Source organism: Zhihengliuella alba (genome assembly GCF_039538765.1).
Lineage (GTDB): Bacteria > Actinomycetota > Actinomycetes > Actinomycetales > Micrococcaceae > Zhihengliuella > Zhihengliuella alba.
The window spans coordinates 721,975-734,375 of the sequence record NZ_BAABCJ010000001.1 but is presented as its reverse complement, the minus strand read 5'-3'; the positions used below and the strand labels follow the sequence as shown (position 1 = coordinate 734,375).

The 12,401-nt window shown below is 68.5% G+C and carries 9 protein-coding genes; 4 read left to right on the top strand and 5 right to left on the bottom strand.

Going from position 1 to position 12,401, the window contains the following annotated elements:
- Window position 1 precedes the first annotated feature (1 nt).
- Both ABD784_RS03280 and ABD784_RS03275 read left to right on the top strand, forming a co-directional pair.
- Window positions 2-3,010 (top strand): bifunctional [glutamine synthetase] adenylyltransferase/[glutamine synthetase]-adenylyl-L-tyrosine phosphorylase, encoded by a 3,009-nt coding sequence (locus ABD784_RS03280; RefSeq protein WP_344879862.1) that lies wholly within the window; start codon window positions 2-4, stop codon window positions 3,008-3,010.
- 155 nt (window positions 3,011-3,165) lie between these two features.
- The gene (locus ABD784_RS03275; protein ID WP_344879859.1) at window positions 3,166-5,037 is read left to right on the top strand and encodes a BCCT family transporter; all 1,872 of its coding nucleotides are present in this window, start codon (window positions 3,166-3,168) and stop codon (window positions 5,035-5,037) included.
- A 370-nt stretch (window positions 5,038-5,407) separates the two neighbouring features.
- Here the strand turns inward: ABD784_RS03275 and glnA are convergent, their stop codons facing one another.
- Window positions 5,408-6,832, bottom strand: coding sequence for a type I glutamate--ammonia ligase (gene glnA, locus ABD784_RS03270; RefSeq protein WP_344879856.1), 1,425 nt, complete (start codon window positions 6,830-6,832; stop codon window positions 5,408-5,410).
- Window positions 6,833-7,040: 208 nt separating this feature from the next.
- Between glnA and ABD784_RS03265 the strand changes: the two genes are divergently transcribed.
- The gene (locus ABD784_RS03265; RefSeq protein WP_344879853.1) at window positions 7,041-7,478 is read left to right on the top strand and encodes an RDD family protein; all 438 of its coding nucleotides are present in this window, start codon (window positions 7,041-7,043) and stop codon (window positions 7,476-7,478) included.
- A 103-nt stretch (window positions 7,479-7,581) separates the two neighbouring features.
- Here ABD784_RS03265 and ABD784_RS03260 read toward each other — a convergent pair whose 3' ends face one another.
- The 3 genes from ABD784_RS03260 to lipB are packed head-to-tail and all read right to left on the bottom strand — an operon-like array spanning window position 7,582 to window position 10,001.
- Window positions 7,582-8,340, bottom strand: coding sequence for a DUF4191 domain-containing protein (locus tag ABD784_RS03260; protein WP_344879851.1), 759 nt, complete (start codon window positions 8,338-8,340; stop codon window positions 7,582-7,584).
- Between the two features lie 12 nt (window positions 8,341-8,352).
- Window positions 8,353-9,288 (bottom strand): lipoyl synthase, encoded by a 936-nt coding sequence (gene lipA / locus ABD784_RS03255; protein WP_344879848.1) that lies wholly within the window; start codon window positions 9,286-9,288, stop codon window positions 8,353-8,355.
- Entirely contained in the window at window positions 9,285-10,001 is a 717-nt protein-coding gene (lipB, locus tag ABD784_RS03250; RefSeq protein WP_344879845.1) for a lipoyl(octanoyl) transferase LipB, read from the bottom strand. Before lipB ends, lipA begins: the two co-directional genes overlap by 4 nt.
- A gap of 426 nt (window positions 10,002-10,427) precedes the next feature.
- Here lipB and ABD784_RS03245 point away from each other — a divergent pair, with 426 nt between their 5' ends.
- A complete protein-coding gene (locus ABD784_RS03245) occupies window positions 10,428-11,966 on the top strand; it encodes a serine/threonine-protein kinase (RefSeq protein ID WP_344879842.1) in 1,539 nt (512 codons plus the stop codon).
- Window positions 11,967-12,045: 79 nt separating this feature from the next.
- Here ABD784_RS03245 and ABD784_RS03240 read toward each other — a convergent pair whose 3' ends face one another.
- Window positions 12,046-12,399 carry a hypothetical protein gene (locus ABD784_RS03240; RefSeq protein ID WP_344879839.1) on the bottom strand — a complete coding sequence of 118 codons (354 nt, stop codon included), beginning with the start codon at window positions 12,397-12,399 and terminating at the stop codon, window positions 12,046-12,048.
- Between the last annotated feature and the right edge of the window lie 2 nt (window positions 12,400-12,401).

Sequence of the window (12,401 nt, the reverse complement as noted above, 5' to 3'; positions counted from 1 at the left end):
CGTGTTCTCCACTCGCCAGTTCCTCGGCACGGGGTTCGACGACGTCGAACGGGCCCGGCGCTTCCTCGCGGCGCCGGAGCTCTCGGCCTGCGACCCGGCCGCTCTGCTCGACGGTTTCGCCCAGGCGCCCGATCCGGATCTGGCGCTGCTCTCCCTGGTGCGTATCGCCGAGCGCGCGCCGGAGGTGGCCGCGATGGTGGAGGCCCCGACGGTCCGCGTCCGCCTCTTCCGTCTGCTCGGCTCCTCGGAGGCACTCGCCGAATTCCTCCTGCGCAACCCGGGCCAGCTCGACCTGCTGCGCCTGGGCGGCACAGATCTCGCCCAGCAGGAACCGGCTGCTCTGCGCCGGAGGCTGCTCGCCTCGGTCGGTGCGGCCGGTCAGGACGGCGCCCCGGTCGCGCGGCTGGCCGGGCAGGAGGGCATGATCGCCCTGCGCGTGGCGTACCGCGCCGAAGTCCTGCGGATCGCCCTGCGAGACCTGACGGCCGAGGACCCCCTCCGGGCGATGCCCGGGGTCGGGGCCGAGCTCGCCGACGCCGCCGGGGCGGCACTCGACGCGGCGCTCGCCGTCGCCCGTGCCGATGCAGCCGACCGCTTCGACCCGACGGAGATCGCGGCTGTCTCCCTCGCCGTGATCGGCATGGGCAAGTGCGGCGCCCGCGAGCTGAACTACATCTCCGACGTGGACGTGGTGTACGTCCATGCCGGCGACGACCTCGACGAGGAGCGAGCCGGCGCCATCGCCGGCTACCTCGCCGGGCACCTGGCGCAGCTGGCCAACGCGCCGGCCCAGGAGCCGGGCCTGTGGGAGGTCGACCCGAATCTTCGGCCGGAGGGCCGCGACGGCGTCCTGTCCCGAACGCTCGAGTCCCACCTCGCGTACTACGAGCGCTGGGCGCAGAGCTGGGAGTTCCAGGCGCTGCTGAAGGCCCGGTGCATCGCGGGGGACACCGAGCTCGGGGCGGCCTACGAGGCCGGCGTGGCCCCGCTGATCTGGTCCTCGCCGGAACGCGACGGATTCGTCGAGTCGGTCCAGTCGATGCGCCGGCGGGTCAGCGACAACATCCCGGCCGCAGAGGTCGCCCGTCAGATCAAGCTCGGCCCCGGAGGGCTCCGCGACGTCGAGTTCACCGTCCAGCTCCTGCAGCTGGTGCACGGCAGGATCGACGAGACCCTCCGTGTCCGTGACACCACGACCGCCATCGACCGACTGGCCGAGGCGGGCTACATCGGGCGGGGCGACGCCGCGGACTTCGACAACGCGTACCGGTACCTGCGCGTCCTCGAGCACCGCATCCAGCTGGTCAGCCTCCGCCGGACGCATTTGATGCCGACCAGGGAGCCGGCCCTCCGCGCGCTGGCCTGCGCGGCCCAACCGGCGGGGGCGCCGAAACGGCAGCCGGCCAGTGCCCTCACCGAGCGCTGGCAGCAGACCAAACGGCAGGTACGGTCTCTGCACGAACGGATCTTCTATCGTCCGCTGCTCGCCACCGCGGCCAACCTGAGCACGGATGAGGTGCGGCTCAGCCCCGAGGCGGCCGCGGCCCGTCTCGCCGCACTCGGCTACCTCGACCCGCCCGGGGCGATGCGCCACATCGAGGCGCTCACGGCAGGCGTCAGTCGGCGCGCGTCCCTGCAACGGCAGCTCCTCCCCGTCCTGCTCGGCTGGTTCGCCGAGGGCGTCAGCCCGGATGCCGGCCTCCTGGGCTTCCGGCGGCTCAGCGAGCGGCTCGGCCAGAGCCCCTGGTATCTGGGCCTCCTGCGCGACTCGAACGCCGCAGCCGAGCGCCTCTGCCGCATCCTGTCCTCCTCGCGTCTCCTCACCGACTGGCTGGAGGTCTCGCCGGAGTCCGTCGCCTGGCTCGGCAACGACGACGAACTGGAGCCGCTCACCCATGGACAGCTCCTGCGCGAGAACGCGGCCAAACTCCGTCGCCAGGCCACGGCCGAGGCGGGCATGCGCCTCGTCCGGCTCAACCGGCGCCGGGAGATGCTGCGCACCGCACTCGCGGACGGCGCCGGGCTGCTCGACATCGACGGGGTGGGCGAGGCGCTGTCCAACGCCGACGCGGCCTGCATCCAGGCGGCTGTCGAGCTCGCCGAGAACGAGGTCGTCGGCGGCGAGGAGGCAGCCACCCGCGTGCTCGTCGTCGCCATGGGCCGCCAGGGCGGGAGCGAGATCGGCTACGGCTCCGACGCGGACGTCATGTACGTCCACCAGCCCCTCGACGGCGCGGACAACGCCCGCGCCCAGGAGCAGGCCACACGGATCGTCACCCGCGTCGGCCAGCTCCTCACGGCCAACCTCAAGCCTCCGGTGCCGGCCGAGCTCAAACTGACGGTGGACGCCGCGCTGCGGCCGGAGGGCAAGCAGGGTGCCCTCGTCCGGACCCTGGAGTCCTACCGTGAGTACTACGGCCGCTGGGCCTCCGTCTGGGAGCGGCAGGCCCTCCTCCGGGCCCGTCCGATGGCCGGCGATGCAACGCTGGGCCAGCAGTTCCTCGAGATGATCGATCCCATCCGCTACGACCGCGGGCTGGAGGAGACCGAGCTGCGCGAGATCCGGCGCATCAAGGCCCGCGTCGAGTCCGAGCGGCTGCCCCGGGGAGCGGACCCGGCCCTGCACGTCAAGCTCGGCCGCGGAGGCCTCAGCGATGTCGAGTGGCTCGTCCAGGTGCTGCAGCTCCAGCATGCGGCGAGCCATCCCGAACTGCGCACGCCGTCGACACGCCCGGCATTGGAGGCGATCGCCGGGGCCGAGTTGATCCCCTCGGAGGAGGTCGTCCTGCTGGACGACGCGTGGACGCTCGCGACCCGCATCCGCAGCGCAACCCTCATCACCACGGGACGTGCCTCTGACGTGGTGCCCCGCGGCTGGCAGGACCTGGAGATGGTCGCCCGCTGGTGCGGCTACGAGGCGGGGCAGGGGGCGCAGTTGGAATCCGAGTACCGCCGGGCAACGCGCCGGGCACGTCACGTCTTCGAGCACCGGTTCTACGGCATCGACTAGGCCGCGGGGCTCCGGGGGCGGCGTCGGGGCGGGTTGGACACCCCGCTCACAGGCTTCGGTAAGGTGGACATGTTCTGACCAAAGCTCGACCCCTAGTGGAAGGACCAGCGGGACAGCGCACGACCTCGGTTCGTGCCGGCTGCCCGCCCTAACTTATGAGCACACCTGAAACAACCAAAGACCTACTCCAGACGCTGCACAAGGCAACCAAACGCAAGCACCGGCCCCACCGCGAGACCGGGCTGGACAAGACCGTGTTCTACATCGCCGCGGTCCTCGCGGTGGGCTTTGTGGTCTGGGGGTTCGTGACCCCCTCGGGCCTCGGCTCCGTCGCGGAGACGCTCCTGAACGGGACGATCCAGAACTTCGGCTGGCTGTTCATCGTCGCGGCCTCCTTCTTCATGATCTTCGTGATCGTCGTCGCCGCCAGCAAGTTCGGCGGCATCAGGCTCGGCCGTGACGAGGAGTCACCCGAGTTCCGCACGTCCTCGTGGATCGCCATGATGTTCGCCTCGGGCATGGGCATCGGACTCGTCTTCTACGGCGTGGCCGAGCCGCTCTGGTACTACATGGCTCCTCCGCCCCGCACGGTCGACCCGCAGACGGCGGAGGCACTGCACACGGCCATGGGCACCACGCTGTTCCACTGGACTCTGTACCCGTGGGCGATGTACGCCATCGTCGGCCTGGGCATCGCCTACGGCACGTTCCGGCTGGGGCGCCGCCAGCTCTTCTCCTCGATGTTCATCCCGCTCTTCGGCCAGAAGGCCGCCGACGGCATCGGCGGCAAGATCATCAACATCCTGGCGATCCTCGCGACGCTCTTCGGCTCCGCCTGCTCGCTCGGACTGGGCGCGCTGCAGATCGGCGGCGGCATCCAGGCAGTCGGACTCCTGGAGTCCGTGACCACCACCATCCTGGTGGCCATCATCGCCGTCCTCACGGCAGGCTTCGTGGCCTCCGCGGCATCCGGTGTGGCCAAGGGCATCCAGTTGCTCTCCAACATCAACATGGTGCTGGCGATCGTCCTCGCCGTCCTCGTCTTCATCGGCGGGCCGACCCTGTTCATCCTCAACGTGCTGCCGAACGCGGTCGGCTCCTTCATCGGGGACCTGCCGGACATGGCCTCCCGCACGTCCGCCTCCGGCGGCGAGGCCCTCGAATCCTGGCTGTCCTCGTGGACCATCTTCTACTGGGCCTGGTGGGTCAGCTGGACGCCGTTCGTCGGTCTGTTCATCGCCCGCATCTCGCGGGGCCGCACCATTCGCCAGTTCGTGACCGGTGTCCTCGTCGTCCCCTCGGCGATCTCCCTCGTCTGGTTCTCCATCATGGGTGGCGGCGCCATCGGTCTCCAGCGTCGCGCCGAGGGCTCCGAGGGTGCCATCGACCCGATCACCAGGCTCGTCGACGGCGCTCCCGATCTGAACTTCGATACCGCGCTGTTCGACTTCCTGGGCCACCTCGCGGCCCCGGGCTGGCTCATCATGGTGATGACGATCATCGCCGTCGTGCTCATCGGCATCTTCTTCATCACGAGCGCCGACTCGGCCTCCATCGTCATGGGCACGCTGTCGGAGAACGGCGTCATCGAGCCCTCCAAGAAGATCGTTGTCTTCTGGGGTCTGGCCGTCGGCGCCGTCGCGGCCGTCATGCTCTTGGCCGGGGGCGACGATCCCGCGGCTGCTCTCACCGGGCTGAAGAACATCACGATCGTCTCGGCCCTGCCGTTCCTGGTCGTGATGATCATGCTGTGCGTGTCCCTCTGGAAGGACTTGTCCAAGGATCCCTACGTGCTCCAGGGTCAGCTGGCCCGCCAGGTGCTCGTAGAGTCCGTGGTCACGGCCGTCGACAAGTACGACGGCGAGGCCTTCGAGCTGCACACGCTCGAGACTCCGGAGGACGAATCGGCGGATTCGTCTGCGGCTGACAGTGCGCGCACTGGGGACGCGGACGCCGAGGCGTCCACGGACGGCCCGGCTCGCCGGGAAGACGCGTCAGACGACGAGCCCTCCCGGACCGGGGCCTAGCCAAGGTCACATTCCCAGAAGGGCATTGCCGACGGCCGGCGACCCCCGCGCGACGAGCAGTCGAGCGGGAGGTCGCCGGCCGTCGGCGCGTCTGGGGCAGCCGGAGCGGTTCGAGGCCCACCCGCACGTGGAGCACCGTTCACCGTCTCGTCCGCAGGGGCACCGTCCGCTGGCCCGCCGCGTTGATCAGGTGGGAGGGATGCTGGCGCGGCCGGCCCCACGCAGGCTCGCTCCGGAGGCGGAGGGCACACGAAGGGGCCCCGCCTCCTTCCGGCACAGTGGTGCGGGGAGGAGGCGGGGCCCTCGCTGTTCGCGGTGCGCGCCGGGCGTCCGGTCCCGGATCAACGGGCTCGGACGGCCGACGGCCGGGCTAGCAGCTGAAGTACAGCTCGAACTCGTAGGGGTTCGGGCGCAGGGACAGCGGCTCGATCTCGAATTCGCGCTTGTACGCGATCCACGCCTGGATGAGGTCCTCCGTGAAGACGTCACCGGCGAGCAGGAACTCGTAGTCGTTCTCCAGTGCCTCGAGTGCCTCGTCGAGTGAGCCGGGCGCGACCTGGATGTCCTTCGCCTCCTCGGCGGGGAGCTCGTAGAGGTCCTTGTCGATCGGAGCGGCGGGCTCGATGCGATTCTTGATCCCGTCCAGCCCGGCCATGAGCTGGGCGGAGAACGCCAGGTACGGGTTGCAGGAGGGGTCCGGCGCGCGGAACTCGATGCGCTTCGCCTTCGGGTTGGAGCCGGTGATCGGGATGCGGATGCCCGCGGAACGGTTGCCCTGCGAGTACACCATGTTGACCGGTGCCTCGTAGCCCTTGACCAGGCGGCGGTAGGAGTTCACCGTCGGGTTGGTGAATGCGAGGACGGCCGAGGCGTGCTTGAGCAGACCCCCGATGTACCAGCGGGCCAGATCCGAGAGTCCGGCGTAGCCCTTCTCGTCGTAGAAGAGAGGCTCGCCGTTCGCCCAGAGCGACTGGTGGCAGTGCATGCCGGAGCCGTTGTCGCCGAAGATCGGCTTGGGCATGAACGTGGCGGTCTGTCCGAAGGCCTGGGCCACGTTCTTGACGATGTACTTGAACTTCAGGATGTCGTCAGCGGCATGCGTGAGCGTGTCGAACCGGTAGTTGATCTCCGCCTGGCCGGCAGCACCGACCTCGTGGTGGCTGCGCTCGACCTCCAGACCGGCGGCGTCGAGCTCGACGCAGATCGCATCGCGCAGGTCCGCCTGCTTGTCGATCGGTGCGACCGGGAAGTAACCGCCCTTGACCGGGGTCTTGTGGCCGAGGTTGCCGCCCTCCTCCTTGCGACCCGTGTTCCACGGCGCCTCTTCGGAGTCGACCTTGTAGAAGGACCCCTGGGGCGTCGACGCGTACTGGACATTGTCGAAGATGAAGAACTCGGCCTCGGGAGCGAAGAAGGCGGTATCGGCGATGCCGGTCGAGGCGAGGTAGGCCTCGGCGCGCTCTGCAACGCCGCGCGGATCGCGGTGGTACGGATCTCCGGTGCGCGGGTTGATGATGGAGAAGTTGATGGCCAGGGTCTTCTCGACCCGGAAGGGGTCGATGAACGCCGTCGAGACGTCGGGGATCAGCTGCATGTCCGATTCGGCGATGCCCTGGAAGCCGCGGATCGAGGAGCCGTCGAAGAGCTGGCCGTTCACGAAGAAGTCGGCGTCCACGGACTTGGCCGGGACGTTGAAGTGCTGCTGGACACCCGGGAGATCGGTGAATCGGATGTCGACGAACTTCACTTCTTCGTCGGCAATGTACTTGAGGACTTCGTCCGGATTCTTGAACATCTAGAACTGCTCCTTGTGTGCAATCAGCGCACGTGTCTCGAACGGCATGCGCCTCGGGTGTCGGGCCCCGATGATGTAACGATCCTAACGAACCGGCGTTACCCGGCAGTGTCGCAATTGTTTCACCGGTGTAACACGCTGAAGGACCGACGGTGCGTCCGGGGCCGCTGCGGCCGCCGGATCGCGTCGCCCACGGTAGGCTGGGCCGGTGGAGAGAAGAGACCTCGGATCCTGGCTCGAAGGGCCGCCTCAGTTGAACAGCGAGGCCTGGCCGGGCCAGCGCCTCGGTCGCCCGGAGGCCGGCCCCGGCAGCGTCGCCCGCATCGGTCCGCGCGTCGTTGCCCTCTGCATCGACTGGGCTCTCGCCATGGTCATCTCGCACTTCTTCTTCGGCGGGGACGCGGTCGCCAACTTGCTCGTCTTCGCTGCCGCCACATTGGTGCTCGTCAGTCTCACGGGCCACACCATCGGGCACCGCCTCCTGGGTCTGCAGGTGCAGCGTCTGAACGGTGGGGCAGTACGCCCGCTCGACGGGGTGGTCCGCACGCTCCTGATGTGCCTTGTCGTGCCCGCATTCGTGACCGACGCCGATCAGCGCGGTCTCCACGACAGGGTGCGCGGGACCATCCTGGTCAGGATCCGCTGAACCGAACTGCCGGTGGCCGCGCCGGAGGTTCCTCGCGCAGTACAGAAAGGGCCGTCCCCGAGTGATTCGGAGACGGCCATTCAGTCATCGCGGGCGGATTCGCCTAGCGGCCGCGCATGGCGCGCCGGTCCGGGCGTGCACGGGTCGGGTCGATGCCCTTCGGCACCGGCATCTTGTTCATGTTCAGTGAGCTGATGCGACGGTCGACCGTCTGGACCTCGACCTTGTTGAGGGCCTTGGGCAGCTTCTTCATCTTCTTCGAGACGCCGCCGAGCTTCGTCTGGTCCTCAGCGGATCCTGCATTGATGATGTGGATCGGCACATTCGGCAGGACCCGCGCCAGACGCCGCTTCTCTCCCTCGACCAGCGGACGCACCCGGTTCGTCGGCCCCTCGGTCACGAGCACGACACCGGGTCGGCCCACGGCCATGAACACCAGGTCCTGGGTCCGGGGAGAGATCGCTACCGGTTCCTCCTTGATGATCCAGCCCCGGCGCAGGACGCTCATCGCCGCGCCGGCTGCTCCTTGACGACCCTCGATCTGAGCGAAGGCGGCCGTCTCAGCCCTGCGGGAGAGGATGATGGTGGCCAGGAGAAGGCCAACCGGAATCGCGATGAGCACGGCTGTGATCCAGTTGTTGATCAGCAGGCCGATGGCGAGCCCGATCGCAATGGTGCCGAGGAATGCCAGTAACATCCACCACACGACGCTGGGGTCGTGGCGGCGGGTCATCTGGAAGACCTGGCCCATCTGCTTCAGGCGGCCCGGCTCCTTGGCAGACTTCTCAGCCTTCGGTTTACGGGTGAAGAGGCGGCGCTTCTGCGGCTCCTCTGCGGATGCGTCGGTGGGGGTTTTGGCCATAATAGGTCAATTCTACGTGATCTGGAGTTCCTTCTTCCGCACGGCCTCGCTCCACAGAGTGCCTGCACGGTAGGAGGAGCGCACGAGCGGGCCGCTCATGACGCCCAGGTAGCCGATCTCCTCGGCTTCCTGCTTGAGCTCGATGAACTCCTGCGGCTTGACCCAGCGGTCCACCGGCAGGTGGCGCTCCGTGGGACGGAGATACTGCGTGATCGTGATGAGGTCGCATCCGGCCTCGTGGAGGTCACGGAGAGCCTCCGAGATCTCAGCGCGGGTCTCGCCCATGCCGAGGATCAGGTTCGACTTCGTGATCAGACCGCGCTCGCGGCCGTGCGTGATGACGTCGAGGGAGCGCTGATAGCGGAACGCGGGCCGAATGCGCTTGAAGATGCGGGGCACTGTCTCGACGTTGTGGGCGTACACCTCCGGCGCGGAGTCGCAGATCGCATCCAGGAACTCTGGGTTCCCCGAGAAATCAGGGATCAATAGCTCGACCCCGGTCTCGGGGTTCATGCGGTGGATCTGGCGGACCGTCTCCGCGTAGAGCCACGTTCCCTCGTCCTCGAGGTCATCGCGTGCCACGCCCGTCACTGTCGCGTACCGCAGCTCCATCTTCTTGACGCTCATCGCGACCTTGAACGGCTCGGCGCGGTCCAGGGCCGCTGGCTTGCCCGTGTCGATCTGGCAGAAATCGCAGCGCCGGGTGCATTCGGAGCCTCCGATGAGGAAAGTGGCCTCGCGGTCCTCCCAGCACTCGAAGATATTGGGGCAGCCAGCCTCCTGGCAGACCGTATGGAGACCCTCGGACTTCACCAGGTTCTTCAGCTCCACGTACTCGGGGCCGATATTCACTTTGGCCTTGATCCAGTCGGGCTTGCGCTCGACGGGCGTCTCGGCATTGCGCTGTTCGATCCTGAGGAGGCGACGGCCTTCGGGTGCCAGTGTCATGCATTTACTCCATGTGTCGGGTGCTGGGCGGGGGATGAACCGGACGCGGCGGTAGCCGGCGTGGGATCACCGAGTGCGGGCGGGAGGATGTTCTCGAACTCCCGTTGCACGCTGGGGAGGACGTCTGCGGGTGCGACCGCACGTCCGGCCTCTGCGCTGATGCTGGTCACGGAGGCATCCGTGATGCCACAGGGGATGATATTGCCGTAGGGGTCCAGGGAATTGGAGCAGTTCAGGGCGAATCCGTGCTGGGTCACGCCACGGAGAACCCTGATCCCGATGGCTGCGATCTTGCGGTCCTGCCGGATGCCGTCGCCGAGCACCCAGACACCGGCCCGGCCGTCGACGCGCGTCGCGTCGATGCCGTACTCGGCGACGACGCGGATGAGTACCTCCTCGAGGCGCCACACATAGTCCTTGACGGCGGACTTGTCCGCCAGACGGACGATCGGATAGGCGACCAGCTGGCCGGGCCCGTGCCATGTGATCTTGCCGCCCCGGTCGACGTCCACCACCGGCGTTCCGTCGACGGGGAGGTCCTCCGGCTTGGTGCGTTTGCCGGCCGTGTAGACGGGGGCGTGCTCCAACAGCAGGATCTCGGGCTCTCGTTCCCCGGCGAGGATCTCGCCGTGGAGAGTCCGCTGGAGCTCCCAGCACTGCCGGTAATCGACGAATTCGGGCGCGAACCCGAGGGGGCGGAACTTGAGTGGCATAACGGTCAGCCTACGCGGCGGCGTGGGGTGATTCCACTCACCGGCGACTGCTACGCGGCCGACCGGCGGAGCCTGTGGATAGTTTCTGCGCGTTACGTCGGAAAGGACTACAACGGGTACATGGAGTCCCGAGAACCTGAACCGCAGTTGGAGCATCCGCTATCGCGGCGCCGGCGCGCACGGCACGCCGCCGACCGTCCCGTATCCGGCACTCTCGACGCGGGCGAGCCGTGGGGCGGCGGGGCCGAGCGATTGGCCGGGCCTGATGATGGGGCCGAGGAGGAGCCGGGCCTGGAGCGGAAGGCCGGGGTGGGCAACGACAGCTCCGGAGGCCGTCCCGTGCTCCGGTCCTTCGAGCAGCCGCGGATACCGGAAGTCGGTCCTGCGGGCCGTGCACCGGGAGGACTGGGCGGCCCGCCGGAGCACGTGGAGATCGTCAGGACGGTCGGCAGGGGCAGCACGGGGGCGGTGTACGAGGTCCGCGCCGCGTCCGGCGAACCCCTGGCGTTCAAAGTCGTCGCCGACGACACCTGGGCAGGGCTCCGCCGCCGCGAGTCCGAGGTCCTTCAGAGCCTGCGACACGAGCACTTGGTGGAGGTGCACGGCACGGCCCGCTCGGAGGTCGGAGGCGGACTGCTGATGGAGATGCTCCCCGGCGGCTCTGTGGAGGCGCTGGTGGAGAGAGACGGGGTCTTGACGCCCGGGCAGGCGGTGACCGTGCTCGCCCCGATAGCGGCGGCTCTCGCCTATCTCCATAGCGAGGACGTGTCCCATGGCGACATCAGCCCTGCGAATGTGCTGTTCACGGCCTCGGGCATGCCGAAGCTGACGGACTTCGGGCTCGCCGGTCTACTGGGCCGGCCTGGAAGGCCCGGGCGTTCTGCCGGCTACACAGCACCTGAGCTGACGAACGATCCAGAGGCATCCGCCGGTCCCCTGCAGGACGTCTATGCCTGGGGAGCCGTCGCCTGGTATGTGCTCACCGGCAGCCCTCCCGGACCGACGCCGACGCGCCCGCCCCTCCCGAGCCTCGTTTCGGGTGTCGAGGCCGGTGTCGCCGGTCTGATCGAGGCCGCTCTCTCCGAGGATGCCCGGCGCAGACCGAGCGCCGCCGAGGCGCATGTAGGGATCTTCGACGCGGGGACGCCGGAACCTGTGGATCTCGTTCGGTCAGTCGACGACATCGGATTGTCGCGTCTGGTCACACAGATGCCTGCTGCGCTGCCGGGAGGTGCCGGGCCGTGGGCCGCGTTCCGGATCAAGAGGAGAGCGTCGGAGCAGGGATTGTTCCGTGCTGGCCGGCCGTTCCGGCGGCGTGACCTGAAGCGGAGTCAGGAGAAGCGCGGGGCTCGGCCGAATCGAGGACGGTTGCTCCGGCGGGTCGCGTTGTGGAGTACGGCAGCGGTCATCCTGATGGCGGCGCTGCTGGCCGGTTCCGCGCTCGTCGAGGACGGGCCGGGGACGATCTCGCCGCACGGTCCGGAGGCCGCCTCGAGCGATGCAGCCCGCGGTGCCGGCAGCCCTCCATCCGAGGCCTCCCCATCGGCGGTCCCTGGAACGGCGGAGCCCGTAGTCACACCGGAAGAAGCAGTCGTGCGGCTGGCCGAGGAACGGGACGCAGCCCTCGGGGCAGCCGACTCCGACAGGCTGGATCTCGTCTACGCGGGGGAGGAGGCAGCGGCACGGGACCGGGAGATCATCGCGCAAATGGCCGCAAGGGATCTGCGGTACGCCGGTCTCCGGACATCGCTGAGCGGCGTCCGGCTAGTTGCTCGGGAAGGCCGGACTGCCACCGTCGAGGTCCTGGCCGCGGTCGGACCCTACAGGGTGGCTCCGGTGGACGGAGGGGCCGCGGAGAGCGTTCCGGCAGGGGAGCCCGTCGCCTTGATCATGGACTTGCAGTGGGAGGAGGAGGGCGGCTGGAAGATCGCGGGGGTACGCGAAGGGCCGCTCCCGGAGTCCTGAAACACCGGGAGCGGCCCTTCGGCAGCCAGATTCATGGGGCTTCAGCGGCGGTGAACTCGCACGAGCCTCGGGGGGCGGCCTACCAGAACACAGCCAAGGCCACATTGATCAGCGAGAAACCGCCGACCGTGTGGGCAATGCCGGTCGGGACCGGCTCCCCGTTCTTCACCTTGCGCCTGCCGATGACGGCTGCGACCAAGACTGCGACGAGAAGGACCAGCTTCACGCCGATCTTGGCATGGTTCACCGGTCCGCCGTCGGAGGACATCTCGGCCAGGACGGTGAGGCCCAGACCGGTGATCAACTGGACCCAGGCGCCGATGTGCTGCCAGGTACCGACCGTCGGCGTCTTGAAGGACGCGAGCCAGCCGCCGACGAGTGCAGCCGCACCGAGGATGTGAAAGAAGACCAGAAGGAGGTGCAGGAATTCCATGC